The organism is Paenibacillus plantarum, from assembly GCF_013141695.1.
Taxonomy (GTDB): Bacteria; Bacillota; Bacilli; order Paenibacillales; family NBRC-103111; genus Paenibacillus_E; species Paenibacillus_E plantarum.
The window spans coordinates 261,354-285,919 of sequence record NZ_WHNY01000060.1 but is presented as its reverse complement, the minus strand read 5'-3'; the positions used below and the strand labels follow the sequence as shown (position 1 = coordinate 285,919).

Here is a 24,566-nt window from a genome sequence, read left to right as displayed (position 1 = left end):
CACTTGGTTTCCTATAGTTCAATTTAAAAATATTTAAATTGAAAAGGTTTTCAATTTAATAGAATCGCCAGTTGAATCATATTGTATAGGCACGATAAATGTTCTCATTTCCTATATAAATACGACTGGGTATGCATGTGATAGCAAACTTTCTATGTTTCATGCTATGATAGCTAATACCGCTAGAACATACATCCAGATCCCACATCTTAGGAGGAGCTCTGTTTGAGTATACAGCATACTTTTGGGGACGGCATGATTACTGAGCCTCTTTATCAATGGCAGCTAGAAGCTCATCCGGTTGAAATTGAGCTTTTCCGCTCAAAGCCGGTACGCCGCCTGAAGTTTTTACATCATTTCGGAGCATCAGCTCTATTTTCACCACTTACACATTCACGATTCGAACATACGGTTGGCGTTTGGTCACTCATGGCTCACTTTTGCCCAGAAGATCCTCATCTGCGCATTGCGGCATTGCTCCATGATATCGGGCACCTGCCTTTCTCCCATGCGGTTGAGCGGACACTTGGGTATAATCATCACCGTCAAACCGAACAGTTAATCGGGCAAGGCATCATCGCCGATATTCTGATCAAGCACGGCATTTCGCCGCGGGCCATTATTGATCTTTTGAAACAAGAAACACCACTAACGAACAAATCCACCGTTCTTGGACTCGATCACTTGGACAGCTTCCTGCGCGATACCTACTATGCGGGTCGTCAGACGCTGCCACCTTCGGAAGTAGTGAAAGGACTTCGCTTACGCGGACCCTACATAGAAGCGAATGAGGCTTCAGCCACGGCACTTATTGATGCGATTGTTGAAGAACATCGACTTATCCTGCACCCGCAGTTTCTAGCTATGGATGCATTGCTAGCGAAAGCAACAGCACACCATTGCGAGGCAAATCCAGGTATGAAGGATCGAATCCCTGCACTTATGGATCATGAGTTGATTCAGGAGTTGCTGCAGAGCAATAATGAAACGGCTCGCGAAACGATCCATGTGCTCATGTATGAGCCTCATCGCATTCAAATTACCCAAGAACCCGTACGAGGCAGCATCGAGGTCAAGATTGGGAAGGTTTACAGAAAACAACCGCTAATTGGCGAAAAACTCGCCTCTGAAGTTAGCTTTCAAGCTGCTGTGAAGCTGGCTGAACTGGATAGCATGGCCGCAACTTATTTTTTCACCATATAAACATCCGCAGAAGGGACTGTCCCAGCTTGGCAAAATTGTACTTTCGTTATGGCACAATGAATAGCGGTAAATCGATTGAAGTCTTACGCGTAGCTCATAATTATGAGGAACAGGGCAAAAAGGTGCTTCTCCTCACTTCCGTTATGGATGATCGCTTCGGTGTTGGTAAAGTCGCTTCCCGTATCGGTATGCAAAAAGGTGCCATCGTCGTAGACGAACATTTGGATATGGTCGCTTTAGCGCAGACCGAGCGTCCGAATTGCATTTTGGTCGACGAAGCTCAGTTCTTGAACAAAGCCCAAGTCTCTCAGTTGATTGAAGTCGTCGATGAACTGGATATTCCCGTTATCGCTTACGGGCTTCGCGCTGATTTCATGGGACAATTATTTGAAGGCAGCAATGCACTTTTGGCTGTGGCGGATACGATCGAAGAAATTAAAACCGTTTGTTGGTATTGTGATAAAAAGGCAATCATGAACATGCGTTGCAAAGACGGCGTTCCTATCTTCCATGGTGAGCAGATCCAGATCGGCGGGAATGAAAGCTACGTTCCAGTATGTCGCAAATGCTATGCATCTAAGAAAAAAACAGATCACACCTAGGATAGATATGATTTACAAAGAAAGGTGAGTTCCTTGCGTAAAAAACGGATTTTGCTATTATCCGAGGGCTTCGGGAAAGGACATACACAAGCTGCTCATGCGCTGTCAGGCGAGCTTCGGCAATCCTCGTCAGACATGATTACCCGCGTGATTGAACTTGGCGCTTTTTTGCATCCTACCTTAGCACCTTGGGTCTTCTCGGCATACCGCCGCACGGTAACATCACAACCTAGACTGTACGGTATGCTCTATCGAAATCATTATGATAAAAGGCCGAGTCGTGTAGCCAGTCTCGTGCTGCATCGCATCTTCTATTCACGAACGAAGACCGTTATTAAGCAGTTGAAGCCCGATTTGATCGTCTGTACGCACCCCTTTCCAAGCATTATTGTCTCTAGATTGAAACGTGCAGGACTAAATGTCCCCCTCTTCACCGTGATCACCGATTACGATGTTCATGGGACGTGGATCGACTCAGCGGTAGACAAATATTTGGTATCCACGCCCCTTGTTAGAGAGCGTCTCATGGACTGTGGCGTTCAGGACAAGCGTATCGAGGTTACCGGTATTCCGGTTCATCCTAATTTCCGCAAAGCTCATAGCAAGGAGCATATTCGGCAGGAATTCGGACTCAAAGCCATGCCTACGGTCATGGTTATGGGCGGCGGTTGGGGAGTTTTTAAGAAAGAAGAAAAAGAAGAGATGCTGACTTATTTAGCAAGCTGGAGTAAGGATATTCAGCTGTTGATCTGTCTCGGCACGAATGAGAAGGCACGTCTCCAGCTGTTGGAGGAGGACGTCTTCCGTCAGCCGAACATCCATCTCATTGGCTATACCACCGAGATCAGCAAGCTGATGGATATCTCCGATTTACTGATTACGAAGCCAGGCGGGATGACCTGTACAGAGGCAATGGCCAAAGGTATTCCCATGCTGTTCTATAGCCCGATTCCAGGGCAAGAAGAGAAAAATTGCACCTATTTCCAGGAAAATGGCTACGGACAGCGCATCACCTCCGTCGCGATGATTGACCACTGGTTTAAATTGCTGCTCGAGCAATATCCCGAGCTTGCGAAGCGGCGAACGGACATCCGTGAAGAGCAGAATGAGGAAAATCAAAGCTGTGCAACAGCGATCATTGCGTACTTGGAGCAGTCGGATAAGCGTTCCTATATTCAGGCATCATCAAAAACACCGCTCATACAATGGTAGTATCCATTGTAAGGGCGGTGTTTTGTTATGAATCCCATTCACCGATTCGGCAAGCAAGCTATTTTTGCTTATTTAATGATCTGGTTTGTTGGCAGCCTGTGGATGATGGCCGTGCTTGGCAGCAGTTCTTTTGAGCGCAAAATACTGGGCGTTGATTTCGTCCTCTATCATGAGTATGCTTGCTTCGGCTTTGCAGGAGCGCTCGGTGGTGCGCTATATGGTTTGCGCATGTTTCATGAGCATTATCAAGAGCTCACCACGCAGTGGATCTACTGGTACCTCATGCGGCCTATCCTGTGCTTCGGCTCTGCCATTATCACGATTATCCTATTCGCGAGCGGCATTATGCTGCTGGAAGTTGGCGACTCGATGTCAGCGCGTATCAGCATAGCTTTTCTGACTGGTTACGGCTACGGGAAGTTCATGGAGAAGCTGCGAGATCTAACATCGACGTTCTTCAATGGGAAGAATACGAATGGAACGAACGGGAATGGGAATGGAAACGGGAGTGATACGCCTACGAAGTGAGTTGGTTTGTTGTGGTGGAGTGAGTGAGTGAGTGAGTGAGTAGCAGATCGGCAGATCCTAACTTCCGTTGTGGAGTGCTGGCTGGCGGGAAGTCACGATCCTCACTCGAATAACTGGAAAACCTCCATCTATTTCCTTCAAAATTCATTCGAAATTGGATTTAGATGGAAAAACTACAGCTAATTTCATCGAATTCGAGCATTCCCACTACTTTCGGCTCAATTAACTGTAGGAAATCCATCTAATCGCTGAAAACACGAAAATCCGACTGAAATAGATGGAGGAAATCCATTTAATCTGTTGCGGCGGTGAGTTTGGGTCGTCGTATGCTGACGGTGAAGGTGGTGCGTGTTATGGCAAATGGTGCGAAGTGTGATGGGTTTGGAGAGTAGCTGGGTGTGGTCCGGGGTGCGATATGGCGTGAAGAGTAGCTGGCTGTGGTCCGAGGTGCGATGGGTCTGGAGAGTAGCTGGGTGTGGTCCGGGGTGCGCTGTGGCGTGAAGAGTAGCTGAGTGTGGTCCGGGGTGGGATGGGCGTGGAGAGTAGCTGGCTGTGGTCCGTGGTGCGATGGGTTTGGAGAGTAGCTGAGTGTGGTTCGGGGTGCGATGTGGCGTGGAGAGTAGCTGGGTGGTGGTTCGGGGAGTGATGGGTTTGGAGAGTAGCTGGGTGTGCTGCGGAGTGTGATGAGTGTGGGAGTAGCTGAGTGAGTTCCGGGTGCGATGTGGTTTGGAGAGTACCTGGGTGTGGTCCGGGGTGGGATGGGCGTGGAGAGTAGCTGGCTGTGGTCCGTGCTGCGATGGGTTTGGAGAGTAGCTGAGTGTGGTCCGGGGTGGGATGTGACGTGCGAGTAGACATATGTTGCATGATGTATCGTGCAAGTAGACTACTGGTGCGGGATGCGATTGGTGCTGCATGTTATGGCATGTGGTGCGGAGTGTGATGAGTGTGAGAGTAGCTGAGTGAGTTCCGGGGTGCGATATGGCGGCGTACGAATAGACATGTACTGTGGAGTGTGTTGGGTGTGGAGAGTAGCTAGCTGCACTAAAAAAAATGCCACCGCGCGAAGACAGCCGCGGTGGCATTTCGTTTAAGGTGCATCGAACGTATGCACCTTGTTCCAGTTCACACCACCGCTGCGGGTGGTGTACATGACGCTCGGCTGCTCATTATCATTCGTGATGAGCCAGCCGCTATTCGCGTCTGCCATGCCGAGCAGCAGCTCGCCGTACCCCGTGAACGACTCCGTGCCGTTCACCCAGGTCTTTCCACCGTCCTTCGTCCAGCCGACGGAGTTCGGCTTGTCGCAGGCCGGGCAGCTGCCGCCCATGAACGCTACGTCGGTGTTCACGACGTAGAGAGGGCCGGGCTTCGAGCCCGTGTTCTTCGGCCCCGTCGTATCCCCCATAGGGAATCCTGGGGCCGGTCCTCCACCTGCCGTGCTGTTCACCAGCACGGTCTGCCAGCTCTTCCCGCCGTCTTTCGTGTGAAACAGCGAATACGAGGTTTGTGTCATCCCCGATTCCCCAATCAGCTCGATCCACGCGTCATCTGCGCCAGCAGAGCGAATGACGGTTCCTGTTAATGTCGCAACGGTTGGACGAGACATCACAGATTTCCAATTTTGCCCGCCATCCTGCGTACGCAGCACTTCGACCTTATCTTGAGCTTGTCGAACAGCCCAGCCATTCTTATTATCATGAAAATAGGCATCCCCTTTGATACCTTCAGGAACTGGAAGCTTCGCCCATTTGACACCACCATCTACGGACTGTGCATTGCCGCTAAAAGCTTCCTGCTTCGACACGAAGTGGAGAAACGCTTGATTGGGAACGGTACCGACTGTCGACCATTTGGCTCCACCATCCTGCGTACTAAACAGCTTCCCCGTTGCTTTCTCCGTTGCCCACGCTTCCTGATCATTCAAGGCAAATAGCTGCCCTACCTCACCAATGCCCGTGTATTGCACCTTCCACTTCGCGCCACCGTCATCGGTATGAGCGATATAGCCTTTGCCGCCAATCCAGCCCTTTTGAGCATCCGCGAGTCTTAACGCAGTTACCCCTTTCATCAAAGTCGGCGATGTGCTATCGCTGCCTTTCGTAGGCACGGTTGTTGGCTCTGCGCCAGGTGTCGCAGGATTTGTTGTTGGCTCCGATGTAGCCACGGCACTCGATATTGGTGATTCTGAAACGGTCACTTGACCACTCGCCTGTCCAGAAGATTTACATCCTGTTAAGGCGATACTTGTTATTGCCAACAGCAGCAGTGTTCTTTTTAACATCATCCGCGCTCCCTTCACTTGCATGTGTAGTTGATATTTCATAGACGTTACCTAGGAAGGAAAAGTTGAACTGCATCCTTACCATCTTCCCCCATTTTCGAGAAATTAGGCATGACTCACCCTACTGAAGAATAGAATCGTAAACAAGAAGGGGGACATAGTTACGGAAAGTGAGGAGGATCTGTTGAAATTCATTTGGGGCAAAAAGGAACTCACCTTCATGATCATTCCGGGTGCCAACCGCCATACCGTAAGATTCAAGCTTCCGCACAGTAGTCTGTATATTGTGCCTAGCGTGATCCTGCTTGTGCTGATCGGTTTCTTTGTGACGATTTACTTAATGAATACCCTGTCCCATCAAACTCAAAACAGCATGCAGCAAGCTTTCGATGGACAAGAACGTCAGTTAGTTAATCAAATTACACATCAAACAAGTGAAATTGAGCAGCTGCAAATTGATTTGATTGACCTCGCTCAGCAGGCCGATGAATTTAAGGTAAAGCTAGAAGAAATTAAGAAAATAGATCATGTGATAGAACTCATGAGTCAACCAGAAACCGTAAACGGGACAAGCAAAAAAGTAGCAAGCACCCCGAACAGTAAGCCAGTGAATGGAACGAATGTTGATGTTGGCGGCAGCGATGTACCTATTACTACAGATGATGTATCTACCCTCGTTAGCAACACGAAGCAAGGGCTTTTTTCATTAGTTGGCGATATTAATGCACTCCTCGTCAATCTCAATGAATCCGAAGCCAAAATTAAAGAAGCTGAGCACTTACGCAGTATTACACCTACACTATGGCCCATCGCTTCGCACAGCATTACCTCCGGCTTCGGCATCCGCATAGATCCTTTTACATTCAGGCCCTCCATGCATACAGGTTATGATATCGACGGTGAATACAATGATCCAGTCTACGTAACGGCCGCAGGTAAAGTTATTGCTGTGGGCTTTGATGGCGAGCTTGGCAACTATATTATTGTTGATCACGGCAGAGGCATTGAAACGGAGTATATGCATTTGAATAAAATATTGGTAAAACGCGGAGAATCTGTAACAAAAGGTCAGCATATCGGTCTCGTTGGTTCAACTGGACGCAGCACGGGCTCCCATCTCCATTATGAAGTTCATAAAAACGGTATTCAGATTGACCCTAAACCTTATCTCATTTCAGATCGAAAGGATGAACGTAAATGATTGGAAGCTCAAAATTGAAACGAATCGATACGAAAAGTACAGACACACTAATTGGCGCCAGTACGATCTGTGAAGGCAAAATAATGTCCGAAGCCAGCCTCCGCATTGAGGGTCAAATGAATGGTGACATTGAATGTGCCGGTGACATCACCATTGGTGAGAACGCTGTCGTTCAATCGAATATCCACGCTCGCGATGTGATCGTAGCCGGCAAAGTGAAAGGCAACATTTATACCAAGGGCAAGCTGATCGTCACAAGCTCTGGAGTCTTGATTGGAAATATTGATGTGCGGTCCTTCATTATCGAGGAGGGTGGCATCTTCCAGGGAAGTAGTGCGATGAATGCAGCTGCGGTGCAACATGATAAAAGCGGAGGCGGCAAGGTCATCGATGCCAAAGCGCATAAGCAGCAGAAAAATGAGCAACAGGCTGCTTCTGGTGGAAATTAGAGCAGCATTATATACAAAGAGCTCGTCTTCATCCGCCTAACGGCAGGTGCGACGAGCTCTTTCTCATTTCCCTGATCTCATTTCCCAGCTTTCACTTCGGCCAGCATAGAGAGATCCACAAACCGGCTAAGATCCAGCTCCTCCGGCTTAATACCTTTGATGTATCTAGCGCCGATAGACACCTTTGCCATCTCTTCCATCACTTTGACATTAACGTCAGTGGTCAGCTTGAGGCGGCTAAGCGAGGCTTTAATCAAGCTTTTGTCCATGCCCTTGCCGCTGTACTTCTTCAGCTGGTTATTAATTAGATCGTAAGCTTGGTCAGGGCTGTTTTGAATAAACGCGATGCCGTCCAGATTCGCTTTAATTGCGCCCTTCACAATGTCACGATGCTTCGCGATAAACGTATCGCTGGCCACCATAATAACTGTTGGATAGTCGCCATTATTAGGCGGGATCGCCTGCCAATCGGCAACAACTTTACCGAGCCCAGCCTTCTCAATCTGAGTTCCCCAGGGCTCAGGGACTAAGGCTGCATCGATTTCTTTCTGACGGAAAGAGATCAGCGTATCCGCTGGAGAGCGGACGATGAGATGCGCGTTCTCCTTGCCTCTGCCTAGCGAAATGCCTGCTTGCTGAAGCAGCAAACGCAGCGAAATTTCATTCGTATTCCCCTTGGCAGGGATCGCGATGGTTTTATCTCGCAAGTCTGCGGTCGTCTGGATGCCTGCGTCCGATCTCGCAACCAGCACGGCACCGCCGTTATTGGATCCAGAGACTACGCGGAAATTACCGCTTTTCAAGAAAAAAGTTGTCGCAGGTCCTGGACCTACGAATCCTACGTCGATATCCCCCGTCGCCATCGCGATGGACAGATCGGAACCGTTATCGAAGGGTGTCACTTCGATCTTCACTTCGTCGCCCCATTCGCGGGCAAAGTAACCTTTTTCCAGCGCGATGTAGGCGGCGGCATGGGTCACATTTTTGAATACACCGACTCGAACGACCTGTGGCTTACCGGATGCTGTCAGCTTTTCCTCGCAAGCGCTCAGGAGTGTCATAGCGAAGAGTAACAGCAGAAGTACTTTGATGCGCCTCGTCATCACGCCCACTCCCCTACGACTTGGAGCCAGCGAGGCCGTAGCGCTCTAGCACTTTATCTTCTAGTTTTTTGAAGCAGAAATGGTCTGAAACCGTGCCTAGCACAGCGATAATAATGACGATACAGAGCATCAGCGAGGTGTCTCCGAGATTTCGTCCATCTTGTAAAAGCTGACCTAACCCCGCGCCCTTGGCAATCAACTCACCCGCAACAAGAGCCCGCCAAGCAAATGCCCATGCTGTACGTACACCGTTGATCAAATGAGGGAAAGCAGCCGGAATCATAACCTGAAGGAACAGGTTAAAGCCATTCCCCGTCCCCATCGTCTGTGCGGCGCGCAAATAAATAGGCGGGATATTCTTGATCCCTGTACGGCTTGCCAAAGCCATCGTCCAAGTAGCCCCAAGTGTCGTGATGAAAATAACGGAGGTTTCGTTTAATCCGAACCAAATAATAGCAAAAGGCAACCAAGCAATACTCGGAATTGTCTGCAAAGAAACGACTAGGAAGCCTAACGTGTCATCGAGCAAGCGATATCTAGCAAATAGAAAACCTAGCGTTGTCCCTATCGCGAGTGACAAAGCAAAAGAAATGAGCAGCCGCAGCATACTCGCTCCAGCAGCCTGCAGCAGCTCCCCATGCACGATGCCGTCATAGAAAGCTTGCAGTGTCTGCGAAACCGAAGGGAATTTCCATCCCCAGCCGAAAATCCTATATCCCGCCTCCCAAGCTATCAGAAGCAGTACCAGAAAAATCGTTCTTCTTAATGCTGTACTCATCGCCAGTCTCCTCTCTCACAACTTTCTCCAGCTCATCCGCCAGTGCGTCCATAATCAACGCCTCCATATGATGGAGCACGGAATCTGCGCTGTCGCGAGGTCTCGCTGCTTTGACAGAGAACTCCTTCTTGATCGTGCCAGGACGTGTGGACATCACCAGAACCCGATCCGACAGGATGACTGCTTCGCGAATATTGTGGGTAATGAAGAGAATCGTTTTGCGCGTACGCATCCATATTTCTTCCAATTCCTTATGCAAAATAAGGCGTGTTTGCTCGTCTAATGCCGCGAAAGGCTCGTCCATCAGCAAAATTTCCGGGTCCATCGCAAGTGCTCGGGCAATCGCTGCCCGCTGTTTCATCCCGCCTGAAAGCTCATGCGGATATCGATCCGCGAAGCGGCTTAGATGCACAGATTTGATCTGCTCCATCGCCATCTCGTGGCGCTCTTTCTTGGGGATTCCCTTCTGCCTAAGGCCAAAAGCCACATTGTCTAACACCGTCAGCCATGGGAAAAGACCATGCTCCTGAAACACGACGACACGGTCCGCCCCAGCGCCTGTTACCTTTTTCCCATTAACCTGAATGGTGCCTTCAGACTGCGTATCAAAGCCAGCGACAAGGTTCAAAACCGTCGATTTCCCACAGCCTGATGGGCCGAGCAGGGAGACGAACTCCCCTTTATTTATCGTCAATGTGATGTCATCCAACGCTTTATAACTCCCGCCGATGCGCTGAACGAACGTCTTGCTGACTCCCTTAATCTCGATCAAGCTCTCTCATCCCCCACGTTGTCGCTTAGAATAACATTTTCAAGCCTGCCAAGCCTAACCCAATGATGAATCCGCAAATCGCACCATTCACCCGAATCCATTGTAGATCGCTGCCGATCTTCTCTTCCATGAGCACCGTCAACTTCTCGTTGTCGAGTTTGTCTAGGTTCTCTTTCACCAGTTGCCCGATTTTACTGTGATTTTGTTCCACGTAGGACGCGATCTGCTCTTGAATCCAGTCTTCACCCTTGTGCAGCATATCAGGATTCTCGCGAATGGATGAAAGCATTTTGCGTATAATGGGCACTACATGCTGAGAAACAAAGTCCGGCTCATCGATGAAGGCTTCCGCTTTATCCTTCAGTTTGGCGAGTAACTGCGCTAGCTTCTCATCCAGATCGAACAACTCAGGAAGCTTTGTTTTCAGTTTTTCTAGCTCTGCTAGCAACTGTGCATTACGCTCTAACTTGTGGAGCTCGTTACGGATGAACGTAAGCACAGATTCCCTGCGCGGATGGTTTTTCGTACGCATTTGTTCGATATAGCTGAGCACGAAATTCTGGATAATACCGCCAATTTTCTCCTCGTTCACCATACCAATAAACGCATTCACGGCAAAAGCCATGAAGCCATTCGACTGCAAACCTTCAAATGCTTTGATCGCCATTGCTCCCAGCTGATCACGCGTGTCCGATTTGATTGCCCATGCCGCCGCTTTATCTAGGACGAAATCGAACGTTTTCCCGTCGTAGCCGCCATCTTCGATACTGTCCACAACGGTGCGTACGAGTCGGCTTGTATCAACGTCTTGGAGCGCTTTATGAATTTCCTCTGCTAAGAGAGGGGTTAATTTCTCTAGGTCAATCGCTTGAAGCGCTTGTTTCGCTAGCGCTGTGAGCCCTTTGTGCAAGGACGCATTGTCCAGCTGCTTGTCTGCCAGCTCTAGGCCGCGCTCCAAGAAACGGATTTGCTGCAGGCGCGCCCGAATGGTTTCTTTGGACAGCAGTTCATTCTGTACCGTGGAGACGAGCGCCTTCGTGATCTTCTCCCGATTGTTCGGCAGCAGCGCTGTGTGTGGGATGGGAATACCTAGCGGATGACGGAAAAGGGCGCTAACTGCGAACCAGTCGGCCAAGCCGCCGACAACCCCTGCCTCGAACCCGCCTTGCAGGAATGTGCCCCACACCGTGGAGGATACGGCTGTTGGCAGCGTAGCCAGAAATCCCGCTCCCATTACACCAAGTGAAACCGTTGCTATATACTTTGCTTCTTTTTTCATCGTCATAACATCTCTTTCCTCGTGAGGTTGATGAATCATTCTTTTTATTTTATCACATATTGGAAAGAAACGTGGTAGCGGGTTGGAGGGGGAGGAAATGGGGTGAAGATTGACCTCTGTTTAGCAAAGAAGTCGCATGTTGTGCAGCATCATTGCTTGGAATTGAGAAAAACTTCTATCGAAGTACTTCGAGGATGCGCGACCGCGTTTTAAATGTAGTTTTTATCGCCAATAAGAATTTGTTCTTCCGAGAATCGGAAACTTATAAATTCTTATGTGGTAAAAAATCCCCTCCCAGTCGGCGATTGCCTTCTAGGAGAGGATGCTGTTTGACAAATAAGACTACTTAATTAGCAGAAGCCGCTTGTATATCTTTAAACGCCCAGTGCTGCTCCGTTACATCTGACCATTTTGCTGCCGCGCCAGATAATGGCTCTTGACCAAGCAGCTTGTTGATCATGATTACGGCTTCAGCACGAGTCAATCTCATCTCCGGACGGAACGTGCCATCCGCATAACCGTTGATAATTCCCGCTGCCTTTACTTGATGAATTGCCACTTGCGCCCAATGATCGACCACGTCTGCGAAGCTTCCACCGGCTGCGTCAGGCTTCACCGTCAACAGCTTGGATGCGATGCTCGCCATCTCCGCGCGCGTGATCGTTTGTTCTGATTTGAAGCTGCCATCCGAGTAGCCTGACATCAATCCCATTTTCGCCACTTGATCAATCGCTTCCTTTGCCCAATGTGTCGATTCTACGTCCGTGTAGGCGATGCCTGCTTGCGTTGTCGACTTATCGAATGCACGGGCCAATATCGTTGCCATTTCAGCTCGGGTGATGCTTCGTTCAGGTCCAAATGTGCCATCAGGATAACCTGACATATAAGCATTGCGCTGCTTGACCGGCATTGCCGAAGTAGCGTTCCAACCCTTCATATGCACAATTGTAAATGTACTAAATTTGTTCACTGCGAAGCGAATGCCGAGTTCGCCGTTTTGGTCAAACTTTACAATCTCTCCTCGGACGAATTCTTTCGTGCCGTCGCTATGCTCAATGTAAATACCGAGATCGTTCTTCTGCTCATCGCTAAGCGCCACGTCGCCGAGCGGCAAGGTCAGCGTTACTGTGCGACCCTGCAGATTCGTTTCGATCGTCATCGGACGACCGATCACTTCGGCGCTGCCCAGTTCTGCGATTAGGAGCACGGCTTGCTCAGTTTTTGCACGTTGCTCGACTGCATCATGCTCTTCTTTCTTTTTGATCGGTACAACGCGGAAGTAGGTATCATTGCCAAGCCCTTGCAGCGAGCTGCCAGGGATATCAATCCGCACGTTGCCCGTAACAACTTCGAGCCCTACGTTTGCCTTGGCCAATTGCTCGGTAGACACTTTGGGGAGCTTCACATTCAATTCCGCAACCTCGTCCTTCTCATCGGAAATGACAATTTTGGCGGAGTTGGAGCCTGTTGCTGCGAGTTGAGCGATCGTATCGGCCACTTGTTCAGCTGTCAAATTGACTTCATCGCGCTTCTGTCCGTTTGCATCCGGCTTACGGTTGATGACGACTGCTAGAACGATAGAACCGTCATCGTTTTTACCGCCCCCGACATGGATCGTTTCAGTCTGAGGACCTGTTACTGTATCATCACCGCTGCTTTCCGATACAGGTATTTGCAATTGAATAGAAGCAGTGATAGGAACATCCGTTACATTACCTGCCGCATCCTTCAACTCCATGTATATCGTCTTTGTGCCATCTCCCGATGCAAGCAACCACGCTTTCGTTCCAGCTGCCGCCTCCCAGGAGCTCCAAGTTGCGTTGTCATTGGAAAAACGCATCTGTACGCTTCCGGAACCTGCTCCATCGGAACTGTTTACGGCCAAAGTGACCGATGTTGAACTTGTTATTGCTGCTCCTCCGTTAATGCTGAGCGTTCCCGTTGGAGGTGTAATATCGAACGCTACGGTCCTGAACGCCACATCGTTCCCATAGGTCGTTCCCACAACGTTAGCGGCAAAGGCTCGGAAATAGTACGTCGTATCAGGCATTAAGTTCACAAGGTCAAACACGTGCACCTGTGGACTGCTTGTGCCGCTGATCGCAACGTTCCCCTCACTGCCATCCGGATTCGCAGAAGTTCCATAAACCGCGCCATAAACCGTAATCGGACTACTGCCGTAGCTAATGATTTCCATTTGGATCGTCGCTGAAGTCTCAGTCACATTACTGGCTGCTTTTGTCTGTACTACCGGCGCAACAGGCACAATTATCCTGTTTACCGTAAGACTTGCCGTTTTCTCCGCGCCTGACGCATATTTTATTTTTACCAGAAGCTCCGCATCGCTTATATGATCTGGTAGAACACTGTCAATACCAAACGTAATGGTTTTATCTTCATTAACAACCATCGTTTGAAGAATCAATGGCGATTCCGTTGCAATGCCATCCTTCGTCACCGTAAACGTTCCGCTAAATGAGCTTTTCAAAATGTCCGTGGGCAATTCGCCAAAGCTTACAGTTAATTTGCCGTTTTCAGGAATAACGGCTGCCGTCAAATCTGTTACCGTGATCGGGCGGACGGCATATTTGGTGTTGTCGGCTGACGATGTTGCTCTAATATTTGTTGAACCGATTCCAACAGCCGTAACAAGCCCATCTTCATTGACAGTTGCCACATTTTCATTGTCCGACGCCCATAGCAGGGTTTTAACAGAAGCATCGGCAGGTAGAACTTCGGCATGCAACTGCGCAGCCTCGCCAACCCCCATTACTTTGTCGGTTGTGTCCAAGACTACTGATTCCACTGGTTTCGGCGCGACAGCCAAGTGAATCGTCCACGTGTTTTGAAACTTGGCCGCATTTATTTCCGGATTTACTTTAATAACAATTTGCGGGTCTGTCTGCTCAACCGTAATGTTATCGTCTTTGGCGATAACGCCCAGAGCCTTACGGTCAACAGTGACGGTTAGTTCTTTATTGCCATTCACTGTCGGGTTCATCACGGCTATTTTTAATGTATTGTCCGGATACTCCCGAACTATAACAGACGCTTCATCGCTGACAGTAACACCACCAGCGCTTGTTGTAGTCCGCACAAAGCTGTTAAGGGCCGTAATACCCAAAGCTTTATGCTTGACCGCTTGTAAATCCGCCGTATTGGACAGAACTTCAAATCCCGGGGATTCCGAATATGCCGCCACCTCTTGGGGATTCATACCAGGAAGAATGGCATATTCATAGGAAGCACCACTAGGGTTCGTTCCATGATCAATATACATGGTCAAATAGTTATCTGTTACAGGCGTATCATCATAAAACATGGAAGGGTTATCGTTTATAGTCTTCCATGATTCCGTACGTGATTCTCTTAATACGTTTAAATTGGAGCTGTCTGGGAAGTAATAACCAATATCGGAGCCCTCGACTCTTCCTTCCAGATAAGCCCAATTTGGATTTTCAACAGTTTCGCTATAGTCTAATGCAGAAGATTTGGTCTCCCCATCAACTACAAAGGTATTGCTTCCTGAAGAATTAAGCCTTCTGTTCTCTACAATCGTTTCTATAGCACGGCCTTTAGAACTGTTAATTCCCGCGCCAAGTGCAACAATTTCATTGTCAAAAACAAACCATGATTTTTTAGCTGTCAAATCCATGTCTTTGGCATTAGTACCTTTTGTATTATCCTGGAGGTCGGTTTTATCTAAGGCCATTCCTGCCACCGCATAATTATCCAGCTTTGATGCGCCTGCCCATCTGATCTTGGGGTTGACAGAGGAACCAGTTCCGCCTGTTCCCAGAATCTCGAGATGCTCTATAGGCTTTGTATCAACCGTAGTCCCGGGCAGCCTCTTGTAGTCAACGGTTGCCCAGAAGTTTTCCGCATATTGCATTATGTCATTATTATACAGATATGTGAATCCATCGGATGTATGTACACCGCGTCTATTTTCCTGATTGCCAGCTTCAAATGACGCTACCCGATAATTATACATGGCCAAATCAAACAGATAGTCGTCTCTCTTCACTGTTGTACGAGCCATACGATTAAAGGTATATGCGCCTGTTGCTTCTGCTTCCGGGGCGATAGACTCATCCTGCAGCACACTTTTAAATAATTGTCTGTCAAACAGGCTTGTCGTTTCCAACAGCTTCGGGTTTGCAAGCAAATGCGCCTTGGCAACAGCCTTAAAATGGGTTGACAACGAACCGTTTATCGATTGGGCAAGCATAATCAGTGCTTTGACGTGTGAATTTGCGCTTTTTCCTCCAACAGCTTTGGTTTGCCTTGATGCTGAACGTCCCCAGGTTGAATACAACAGCATTCCCTTGTACATCTGAGGTAAATATGCAGTATCGACTGCCTCATATACGCGACTAACGTCGGCCTCGTTAGGCCCATAAGTCGAATCGCCGATCGTATACAAAATCTCGCTGATACCGCGAAGGCTTTCGGTACCATAGCTGTTCGTGTATGGGATGTTGCTATGCTCAATGAATGAGCCGTCATAATAAATGCCAGTGCCGGTTGTAACAAGTTCAAGAACCTGGCTGTTCGCGTTAAGCAACTTGCTGGAGGCTTCTTTGATTCTAAGAGAATCTTTGGTTAATATGCCGTGCATCATAACGATTAAACTTTTGTCTACTCGATTGGCAGCGATAGCGTTGCCACCAGTTACAACTGTATCTGCTGTCGGTGAAAATACTTTCACCTTAGCCATATACTTGTCGATTTTCGCTTGCGGCAGGTAATCGTAGAGCAGCGTTACGATGTTGTTCACTTCCTTAGGCATGCCGATATCTCTTTCCCACCAGTTGGATATCGCCCATTTTGGACTCGTCGTGAACAAGTTACTGTCCATCCAATCCAAACCAAAAATAATGTCCCCATACAAGTCAGCATTATATTGGAGAGGCGATCCTTCCGTCACGTAAGCCACGGACATGTCTAACAGAAATTTGTAGTACGTTTGGAACTCTCTTGTGAGGTTGCCCATATCCGCATCTGTCCAGAGCTGGGAGGAAGCGTTGGCGTTTTTGTTCATTTTCTCCCAATACATTTGTCCTTTGGCTACTCTTTCATTAACTATGGCCTTGATTTCAGGATCGTTGATGTCATTGCCTATATAAAAAATGTAATCCGACCACCGTTTTCGCATACGGTCAAATTCATCCTCCGTATACGCGGTAACAGTGACCTGGCAATCGGCTGAATGCCCCCCTGAAGTTGCCGTGATCGTTACGGTTCCCGTACCTTTGCTGAAAACCACGCCATCTCTCACAATGGCAACGCTTTCATCAGATGACGACCATAGGATTGGATCCGTTGCATTGAAGGGTATACGGGTAGCGTTGAGTACTAGATTCTTGCCCTTCGGAATCGTTGAGGCGGTTCTGTCAAGGCTAATCCCCGTTACATGACTGCTAGCCGTAATTACGCAAGTGGCTATCTTGCTTGGATTTCCAACCGAAACTGCTGTAATTGTTGCGGTTCCATCTACTAAACCTTTCACTACGCCATTGTCATCGACCGAAATTATCGATGAATCGGAGCTAGACCATGTGACTGCTTTGTTAGAAGCGCTCGCAGGAGAGATCGTGGCGTTCAACTGGTGCTCGGTTCCTGTCAGCAAAGTAAGGGCTGATACATCCAAATTCACATTATCAACAGCCGTTGGGACAGGCTTAATCACGAGATTGTCCATCCAAAATTCGCCTGTGTTCCAAGGGGTGGTTTGTTTCTTACTTATTGCAAAAAGAAATTTAATACCGGCGATGTCGTTGTTGTTTGGCGCTGTGAAGGTTTTCGTATAGGTTTGCCAGGCCTGATTGGCGCCTATTGTAAAATGGTCAGTGCGACCAACCGTGCTGCTAGCTGTTCCGTCACTCTTCACAAACTCCGTCCGCACTATTACACTATCGGTGTTGGCGCCTGTTTTGATATCCACAGATATGGTGTATTTGCCGTTTGCAACCGCAGGCAAATCAGTGATTTTCTCTAGATAGCCGGCGGATTTATCATACTGCACATGAAGGGACTGGGTTCCTTGCGTTTTCTCGGTTGTATCATAGGTAGCTCTGGCATAATTGGGTGCGCCGTGGTTCAATCCAAGTTTCCACTCTTTCCCAACCGTAGCAGTCATCGGTCGACCTTGTACAAAAACAACAGTAGTGTCGGCTGGATTAATTTCGTCAGGCTCAAAGCCTGCTCCTTTCAAAATCATATTGTCTGTGTCAGCAGCTTGAGCAATCGGCTGCACGAAGTTAAAACAACTGATCGCTATGACGATGCTGAGAAATATGGCTATACTTTTTTTAATTCGTCTCATAACTATAATCATTCCTCCTGTTATCCCGGTTCGTACACCTTTGGTTACTTGTCATGCATTTATCCTACTAAGAACAGACTCCTTCGGACAATGACCAATTCTTGTGATAAACACTCCTTCAAGTAAAAAAAGAGAAGTCCTTGTGTAGCAAGGCTTCTCCATCTGTAAAGTACGCTTTTTTAGTCATGACACTGACAGCTGATAATAATATTTGGGCATTCTAATCTTACAATCTTATCGCTCGCCTTCCCACTCCGCATAGAACTGCTGCAGATAAAGCTCCATGAAGCGATGCCGCTCCTCCGCGAGCTCCCTCGCGTAGGCCGTATTCATAAGCTCCTTCAGCTTGAGGAGCTTCTCGTAAAAGTGATTAATCGCGGTGTCGTTGCCCCCGCGATACTCCTCCACCGTCATCTGCTCGCGTGCGATGACGGAAGGATCATGAATCGGGCGGCCTTTCCAGCCCGAATAGGCAAACACGCGCGAGACGCCCACCGCGCCAATGGCATCCAACCGGTCGGCATCCTGCACGACCTGGCCCTCCAGCGTCGCCATCGGCGGCCGCGCGCCGCCCTTGAAGGACATCGTGCTGATAATCTCCAGCACGTGCTCCACCTGCGCCGCCGGCGTGCCGCTGGCGGCGAGCCAATCCTCCAGCTCGCGCTGCGCCGCGGCTGGGTCGGCGTTCAGCTTCTCGTCGACGACGTCGTGAAGCAACGCCGCAAGCTCGCAGACGAAGCCATCAGCGCCCTCCTGGGCGGCTATACGCTTCGTCGTCTGCACCACGCGATAAATATGCCACCAATCGTGGCCGCTGCTATCGCGCTCTAGCTTTTCCTTCACGAGCGTCTCCGCTGCGAGTAGTATCCGTTGTTGATCTACTTCATGATCCATCATTTCTTCTTTTTCCTCTTCCCTTGTCCAGACTTTCCTTGTTCCAGCTTTTCCTGTTCAGGCTTCCCTTGTCCAGACTTTCCTTGCTCCTGCTGTTCTTGTTCAGTCTTCCCTTGTTCCAATTTCTCCGGATTATCTTCTCTAGCACTCTCGTCGCCCAAAAGCGTTCCGCCAGATACGCCCTCATCAAGATGTCCGAACTCTCCAGCGATCTCATGGCCCGTATGGAGCTTAAGCGCAACCACTTTGCCCTCATCCGATTTCTTCGGTTCAGGCACTTTTCCATCTATCTGTTTTTGTATGATTTTTTTGAAATTTTTGCCGTATTTATCCTCAAGTTTCGTACCCATATCCTGCTGAAGCTCTTGTAACACGACACTACTGCAAAAATGATTATACAGCAACTCCACCATCGCAGGATGCTCGGTTATCATTGCAACCGCCTGATCTTCGACGCCGCGTGTGCCAATAATCGCCAGTTTACGATCAATAAGTATCGCGAATTTACGCCCCTGCTGCCCCTTCAGACCCTCGCCCCGTTTACGTGCAAATGGGTAGAAACCAGTTCCCGCATCGCGCGTTGGCATGACGATGACACGCACGCCCTGTGCAGACACCTCGCGTATGTCGTCCCTCAGCAGCTTCGCTTCCTCTGGAGACAGATCACAGAACGCCTCCTCCTTCGCTTTCCGCAGCTCCGAACGGATACGTTCGATAACCTTGGTTTCACCCTCCAAGCTGAAATACTCAGACATATGCGTCTCTTGCTTGGGCAGATGCTCTTTCACATAGCGGATGGAGGCTTGCAGCTCCGCTTCCATTCGCTCGCCGATTTCCTCTATCGGCACGCTTTGATAGACGGTTGGTTCACCATGACTCGTGAGCACTGCACCCTTTTCTGCGAGCTTTTGTAAAGCTGCATATACGTTCGAACGCGATACGCCAAGCCCCTTGGCGATTTCATAGCCAGTTTGCGTGCCACTCACTGCTAGTACGTGCAGACACTTCGCTTCCAAATCCGTGAAGCCAAGGTTTTTCAAATGCTGTAGAACATTTTCCATGGCGCAGCCCCCTCATATCTCTATTGTAGCATGATTAAATACATAGTCGTACCGTTTCACAGTACGTCGATATTAAAATTTTATGTTGACAATGATAATCATTATCACCTAATATGGTGGAAGTTAATGGATTGCTCGTGCTTGCACAGAATCCTGTTCTATCTGCTTGACGTCAGGTTGTATCAAGGAATTATATCCCCTATTAGGAGGTCCACCATGTCCAAAATTATTATCGTATACGCAAGCATGTCTGGAAATACGGAAGAACTCGCCGAGGCGATTGCAGCCGGCATTCAAGAGGCAGGGATTGAGCCTGTTCTCAAAAACGTCATGGATACAAACGCTAGTGAGCTCGAGAAGTATGAAGGAATTCTGCTCGGAGCTTATACGTGGGGAGATGGCGACCTACCAGATGAATATGAAGATTTCTACGACGAAATGGATGACATTAATCTGGAAGGACGCAAGTTCGGCGTATTCGGTTCTGCTGATTCCTCTTACACGTATTTTGGCAAAGCGGTGGATACACTCGAAGAGAAGCTAGCTGAGCTAGGCGCTGAGAAAGTATTTGACGGGCTAAAGGTTGAACTGAACCCTAGCAAAGATGAAAAAGCACTTTGTCGTGAGCTAGGACTTAAATTTGCAGCATCCCTAGGCGTTTCGATCTAGACAACAACCGTCAGGGGAAATCACCCTGACGGTCCTTTTAAGTTTGATGATTATTAGATAGTTATGGTTTCTACATAAACAAACCGAATTCAGACGTAGTTCAATCCGGAGGTGCTTGGAAACGGAACGGGGAAAAGCTCTAGAATCTCTGACTTGATTTTGTCCGACATACTAAGCTTCGGCTCATGATCGAATAGCAGCGACAAAATTTCCTTATCGTTGCAAGTGATAGTCTGTCCCTTCCAGGACAACTGGCTGCTTCCGTCGGACAGGGTTGCTATCTGAAGGTGCCGAAAAGCCCCGTCGTTTTGCTGCTGTAAATAAGGAGCAAGCTGGCGGATTAATGTTTCAGGATGAACGACCATCGCCGTTCCTTTCATCCGGGAATGCTTATACGCACAGGCAGAACTCTCGAACATGAAAGTTAGCTCCTTTTCATGCCATGGTATGGCGATTTCCATCTCCTCTAACTGCTCCCTTTCGCACCCGTTTGCAATGATCGCCGCCACGATGTCGGGCTTTCCTCCCCACTCGATAATCGTCGGACGGCCTCGCGTTTGCGTATAAGACGCCGATGGCACACATGCGACTACATACCCGAGGAGTCGCCCCTGCTCCGTGGCTACCCATACTTTATGATGAAGCTTGCGGTTGCTCGCCAATGGTTCTGCATGGATCAAAGCGGCCAAATCCCACAAGCTCTGCCCGTAACGAACCGAACGTTCTCCTGCAATCCGGGCAATCTCGAACCAATCGAAGGGTGCCATCTCACGAAAATGCAAGTGTTCCGCAGAAGCAATTTTCCGTAAGGAGTCTTTGCTCGTTGCGTCGATGCAATAGGTTACCACATCGCCAAAAGGACAAGAGCCCATCCGTTCATAGATCCCACCGGCTCCAGAAACAACAATAAGTGCAGCTCCAGCCTGCAGGCAATGCTCCTTGATTGCTCTCAAAACTACTCCGGCATACCCACGGCCCGTGTAATCGGGATCGGAACATACGGAACCAATCGAATACAAGCTTAAGGTAGCTGGCCCGATGTGGATCTGTGAAGGAACAAGACCGGCAAAGGACACTAGTCGGTCACCAATAAAATAGCCGAACGACTGACCTAACCCGGGAGAAAACACACTCGGATACGCCTTGCCCATCGAAACTTGCTCCGCATCGCGAAAGACAGAATCGCACAGGCGAACGGCTGCCTTAAATTCATTTGTACGCAGTAGACGGACTTCCTCCATGTCACTTACACCTCATTTTCCCAAAATCCGTGAGATTTAAGCATTGTATCAATTAACTTTACGAATCGTCATATCCTTGTCATTCACAATCACTTGATAGCTATCGCCACAATTAAATTCATAGCAGCCAGCGTCCGTTAGTCGGATATCTAGCACAGGCCTTTGATCGCCTTTATAAGGGACAAGTACCGTTAGATAAGTGGCCGTGCCGCTCTGCTTACCATGGAACCTTACTCTTGTTGCTGCTCTGGCCACATCATTGCCATCGGACAGCCTTCCTGGCAGCAGATTGACTTCCTCGCTTGGGTACGAATAGATCGCAAGGTTCGCAATATCGCTTGTGGCAATGATTGCATCTGAACCCACCTCTACTTCCGTAAAATCCAAATGAAAATACCGCTCTACATCTTGCTGATCCAGTCCTTCAACCTGATCCGCAATGACTAGCATGTGATCATCAACAAGCGCGATATGGCGATGATGCACGACCGGCTCATAATTCAGATGATATGCACTTGCGACTTGATAAAAGCCTCTGTCTTCCACATTGTAAATTCCCCCTGGCTTTTGCGGTCCATACTTCCATGAACCCAGGTATTCGAAGTGGTCCCTTTCATCAATGAGAAGCGTAGAATGAAAGTTAGTGCTTTTAAACTGTCTTCGGTCCTCATCATCCCGAAAGCAGAAGAACCCCGGATCGCAAACCATATTTTTGCCGAGCGCTGTAAAGTCAAAGCTCATCAAATCGATATGCGCATGTTCGTTCTGCACCGGACTTCTGCACGTAAACAGAAAGCTCAGCGCCTTGGAGTCCCAACCGCTGCGGATAATCGCTTGATGAAGCGTCCTATTCCAAAACGTCGTCAATTTGACGCACTCAACCTGCTTGTCTTGCAGCGCACGCAAATCATCATGCAGCTTCTTTACATCCAAAGCACGCCATACATGTTTGCTTGCCTCTTGAACAATCAGCTGATAATCAATCAGATTGGCGGCAAGTCCAAGCCAGATTGGATCATCTAATGCCATGTAGCCGTATACCGCGCCCAGAACAGCCAGATGATTCGCATAGGAATCTCCTATGGGGACGCATTTTCCTGTAGGACGCAATGAATAAATGGAGTAATCCATGTTTTTGCGCAGCAGCTCCATATACCGATCCGAGAATTGAAAATGGAAACGCTTAGCAAGGACAACAGCCAGACCAAACCAAAACATGCAGCCATTGTGATAGGATGGGCAGCCTTCGATTTGGCCTCCGTCTTCCGTCAATTGCGCCGAAACACATCTTTCGATCCCATCGATTGCGAAAGACTTCCATTCTTCAGCTTCCTTCAACTCTGGGAAATACAGCGCCGTGGTCAAAATACCGAGACATTCCATAAGAAAATGATTATGGTCAGCCTTAGGCCATAGAAGCGGAGACACCTTGCGCAGTATTTTTATTTGTTTATACACAGCCACTAGGTACTTCTCTAGCACTTCCTCCGTAAACATATCGGTATGTCCTAAATGCTCAAGAACCAACGGCCACGTTTTATAGCACCGAATGCCGAGCTCTAAGGCCCGCAATGGATGGCATTGCGAAAAATATCCGACTGGATAGTCCGCCATGTCTTCATGGATTTCAACTGTTTCCATCCAATCCAGCATTTCCTCAATCACTTTGCGCCCATATTTATCATCTCGCGTTAAAGAATAAGCTTCTAACATCTCTTGCCAATGCGTCATCCGATTGAGCTGCCAGAGAAATTCATTATCATTATGCCTTCGTTCCAGCCAGCAGGGCGGGTTCCCGACAAATTCGCGTACACCTCCGGTTCCTGGGAGTATGATCATCCCCTTGTAAGCTTCCTCGGCGTTCGCTATCGTTTCCCGCGCAAGTTCAGGCATATGTTCCGAAATGTAAGCGGATTTCAATTTCATGGGTTCTAATCTGGACTGGAGATTTGCCAGAAGCTCTCGTGTGGAAATCGGTTCCTTTAACAAAGCTTGTATATTCACTATGGTTTCTTCTCCTTCAACATGGCATTAGCCGCAGACCATATGGATACGCAGCCAATCCCGTTTTATCTGTTTACTCTTTCACGGCCCCGATCATGACGCCGTTGACGAAATACTTTTGCAGGAAAGGGTACAAAAACAAAATGGGTACGGTTGAACTAATAATGGTCGCGTACTTGATCGTTTCGCCAACCATCGCTTTATCTCCCGTGTCAATGCCTGTCAGCATGTTGCTCGTATCGTTAGCGATCAGGATTTCCCGCAAAATAATTTGCAATGGAAGCAATTCACGCGTTTGTAAATAAATCGTCGCCGAAAACCAGGCATTCCAATGGGACACCCCATAGAACAAAATCATGACAGCCACGACAGGCATAGACAACGGAAGCACAACGCGGAACAGTATCGTCCAATCATTCGCCCCGTCGATTCTCGCCGACTCTTCCAGACTGACGGGAACGGCCTGAAATGCCGTGCGCATGACGATCAAGTTAAACGCGCTAACCGCCGAAGGAATGATGATCGCCCAGCGGGTGTCGAGCATCCCCAAATTGTCGACCAACATGTACATCGGAATGAGGCCGCCATCAAAAAACATCGTGAATACAATCAGGAACATGATGGTACTTTTCCACATGACGTTTTGTCTGGACAGGCCGTATGCGCCGAGTGATGTGAGTAAAATGTTGATAGCTGTCCCTACCACAACGTAAAACAACGTATTCAGATAGGCCTTGCCAATATTGGGGTTTTCAAACACTAATTGATAAGCTTTCGTCGTAAATCCGTGCGGATAGAACAGCAATCCCCTGTTTTGCACGACAAAGGAGGGATCGCTAAGCGATGCAAACAATACGTAAATAAGCGGATAAATGGTTATGATCGACAGCGAAATTAACAGCACAGTATTGATTATGTCAAAAGTATGTTCTCCGATGCTTCTTTTCATCATGTCCTCCTT

At 48.5% G+C, this 24,566-nt stretch carries 18 protein-coding genes; 7 read left to right on the top strand and 11 right to left on the bottom strand.

Annotation, left to right across the window (positions count from 1 at the left end; translation table 11 throughout):
• Positions 1–225: 225 nt before the first annotated feature.
• Genes GC096_RS19380 through GC096_RS19365 form a run of 4 tightly spaced genes read left to right on the top strand, consistent with a single transcriptional unit; the run spans position 226 to position 3,545 of the window.
• Positions 226–1,203 carry an HD domain-containing protein gene (locus GC096_RS19380; RefSeq protein WP_171632464.1) on the top strand — a complete coding sequence of 326 codons (978 nt, stop codon included), beginning with the start codon at positions 226–228 and terminating at the stop codon, positions 1,201–1,203.
• Positions 1,204–1,229: 26 nt separating this feature from the next.
• Positions 1,230–1,805 carry a thymidine kinase gene (locus GC096_RS19375; RefSeq protein ID WP_056608434.1) on the top strand — a complete coding sequence of 192 codons (576 nt, stop codon included), beginning with the start codon at positions 1,230–1,232 and terminating at the stop codon, positions 1,803–1,805.
• A 33-nt stretch (positions 1,806–1,838) separates the two neighbouring features.
• On the top strand, positions 1,839–3,017 hold the full coding sequence (locus tag GC096_RS19370) for an MGDG synthase family glycosyltransferase (RefSeq protein WP_171632462.1): 1,179 nt from the start codon (positions 1,839–1,841) through the stop codon (positions 3,015–3,017).
• Positions 3,018–3,044: 27 nt separating this feature from the next.
• Positions 3,045–3,545: a hypothetical protein gene (locus GC096_RS19365; RefSeq protein WP_171632460.1), complete on the top strand. Its 501-nt coding sequence runs from the start codon at positions 3,045–3,047 to the stop codon at positions 3,543–3,545.
• Between the two features lie 1,087 nt (positions 3,546–4,632).
• Here GC096_RS19365 and GC096_RS19360 read toward each other — a convergent pair.
• Positions 4,633–5,829, bottom strand: a complete 1,197-nt coding sequence (locus GC096_RS19360) for a WD40/YVTN/BNR-like repeat-containing protein (RefSeq protein ID WP_246302837.1) — start codon at positions 5,827–5,829, stop codon at positions 4,633–4,635.
• 181 nt (positions 5,830–6,010) lie between these two features.
• Here GC096_RS19360 and GC096_RS19355 point away from each other — a divergent pair, with 181 nt between their 5' ends.
• A complete protein-coding gene (locus GC096_RS19355) occupies positions 6,011–7,027 on the top strand; it encodes a M23 family metallopeptidase (protein WP_246302836.1) in 1,017 nt (338 codons plus the stop codon).
• Complete coding sequence (locus GC096_RS19350; protein WP_171632458.1) at positions 7,024–7,476, top strand: bactofilin family protein; 453 nt, start codon at positions 7,024–7,026, stop codon at positions 7,474–7,476. The genes GC096_RS19355 and GC096_RS19350 overlap by 4 nt, the downstream gene beginning before the upstream one ends.
• A gap of 77 nt (positions 7,477–7,553) precedes the next feature.
• Here the strand turns inward: GC096_RS19350 and GC096_RS19345 are convergent, their stop codons facing one another.
• The 7 genes from GC096_RS19345 to GC096_RS19315 form a co-directional block, all read right to left on the bottom strand.
• On the bottom strand, positions 7,554–8,579 hold the full coding sequence (locus tag GC096_RS19345) for an ABC transporter substrate-binding protein (RefSeq protein ID WP_171632457.1): 1,026 nt from the start codon (positions 8,577–8,579) through the stop codon (positions 7,554–7,556).
• 13 nt (positions 8,580–8,592) lie between these two features.
• The gene (locus tag GC096_RS19340) at positions 8,593–9,357 is read right to left on the bottom strand and encodes an ABC transporter permease (RefSeq protein ID WP_171632455.1); all 765 of its coding nucleotides are present in this window, start codon (positions 9,355–9,357) and stop codon (positions 8,593–8,595) included.
• Positions 9,290–10,129, bottom strand: a complete 840-nt coding sequence (locus GC096_RS19335; protein ID WP_171632454.1) for an ABC transporter ATP-binding protein — start codon at positions 10,127–10,129, stop codon at positions 9,290–9,292. Before GC096_RS19335 ends, GC096_RS19340 begins: the two co-directional genes overlap by 68 nt.
• Positions 10,130–10,154: 25 nt before the next feature.
• Positions 10,155–11,414, bottom strand: coding sequence for a DUF445 domain-containing protein (locus GC096_RS19330; RefSeq protein ID WP_171632452.1), 1,260 nt, complete (start codon positions 11,412–11,414; stop codon positions 10,155–10,157).
• A gap of 340 nt (positions 11,415–11,754) precedes the next feature.
• On the bottom strand, positions 11,755–17,736 hold the full coding sequence (locus tag GC096_RS19325; RefSeq protein ID WP_171632450.1) for a polysaccharide lyase family 8 super-sandwich domain-containing protein: 5,982 nt from the start codon (positions 17,734–17,736) through the stop codon (positions 11,755–11,757).
• Positions 17,737–17,970: 234 nt separating this feature from the next.
• Complete coding sequence (locus tag GC096_RS19320) at positions 17,971–18,633, bottom strand: HD domain-containing protein (protein WP_171632448.1); 663 nt, start codon at positions 18,631–18,633, stop codon at positions 17,971–17,973.
• Positions 18,630–19,691: a TrmB family transcriptional regulator gene (locus GC096_RS19315; protein WP_171632447.1), complete on the bottom strand. Its 1,062-nt coding sequence runs from the start codon at positions 19,689–19,691 to the stop codon at positions 18,630–18,632. Before GC096_RS19315 ends, GC096_RS19320 begins: the two co-directional genes overlap by 4 nt.
• 216 nt (positions 19,692–19,907) lie before the next feature.
• On the opposite strand from GC096_RS19315, the gene GC096_RS19310 reads away from it, so the two are divergent.
• Entirely contained in the window at positions 19,908–20,360 is a 453-nt protein-coding gene (locus GC096_RS19310; RefSeq protein WP_171632445.1) for a flavodoxin, read from the top strand.
• 89 nt (positions 20,361–20,449) lie between these two features.
• Here the strand turns inward: GC096_RS19310 and GC096_RS19305 are convergent, their stop codons facing one another.
• The 3 genes from GC096_RS19305 to GC096_RS19295 form a co-directional block, all read right to left on the bottom strand.
• Positions 20,450–21,601 (bottom strand): GNAT family N-acetyltransferase, encoded by a 1,152-nt coding sequence (locus tag GC096_RS19305; RefSeq protein WP_171632443.1) that lies wholly within the window; start codon positions 21,599–21,601, stop codon positions 20,450–20,452.
• A gap of 48 nt (positions 21,602–21,649) precedes the next feature.
• Positions 21,650–23,605, bottom strand: a complete 1,956-nt coding sequence (locus GC096_RS19300; RefSeq protein WP_171632442.1) for an alginate lyase family protein — start codon at positions 23,603–23,605, stop codon at positions 21,650–21,652.
• A gap of 73 nt (positions 23,606–23,678) precedes the next feature.
• Complete coding sequence (locus GC096_RS19295; RefSeq protein WP_171632440.1) at positions 23,679–24,557, bottom strand: carbohydrate ABC transporter permease; 879 nt, start codon at positions 24,555–24,557, stop codon at positions 23,679–23,681.
• Between the last annotated feature and the right edge of the window lie 9 nt (positions 24,558–24,566).

Coding starts and splice junctions, on each gene's coding strand:
- GC096_RS19305 (WP_171632443.1), bottom strand. CDS start 21,601: ATGGAGGAAGTCCGTCTACTGCGTACAAATGAATTTAAGGCAGCCGTT.
- GC096_RS19325 (WP_171632450.1), bottom strand. CDS start 17,736: ATGAGACGAATTAAAAAAAGTATAGCCATATTTCTCAGCATCGTCATA.
- GC096_RS19330 (WP_171632452.1), bottom strand. CDS start 11,414: ATGACGATGAAAAAAGAAGCAAAGTATATAGCAACGGTTTCACTTGGT.
- GC096_RS19345 (WP_171632457.1), bottom strand. CDS start 8,579: ATGACGAGGCGCATCAAAGTACTTCTGCTGTTACTCTTCGCTATGACA.
- GC096_RS19310 (WP_171632445.1), top strand. CDS start 19,908: ATGTCCAAAATTATTATCGTATACGCAAGCATGTCTGGAAATACGGAA.
- GC096_RS19350 (WP_171632458.1), top strand. CDS start 7,024: ATGATTGGAAGCTCAAAATTGAAACGAATCGATACGAAAAGTACAGAC.
- GC096_RS19360 (WP_246302837.1), bottom strand. CDS start 5,829: ATGATGTTAAAAAGAACACTGCTGCTGTTGGCAATAACAAGTATCGCC.
- GC096_RS19340 (WP_171632455.1), bottom strand. CDS start 9,357: ATGAGTACAGCATTAAGAAGAACGATTTTTCTGGTACTGCTTCTGATA.
- GC096_RS19315 (WP_171632447.1), bottom strand. CDS start 19,691: ATGGAAAATGTTCTACAGCATTTGAAAAACCTTGGCTTCACGGATTTG.
- GC096_RS19295 (WP_171632440.1), bottom strand. CDS start 24,557: ATGATGAAAAGAAGCATCGGAGAACATACTTTTGACATAATCAATACT.
- GC096_RS19320 (WP_171632448.1), bottom strand. CDS start 18,633: ATGATGGATCATGAAGTAGATCAACAACGGATACTACTCGCAGCGGAG.
- GC096_RS19365 (WP_171632460.1), top strand. CDS start 3,045: ATGAATCCCATTCACCGATTCGGCAAGCAAGCTATTTTTGCTTATTTA.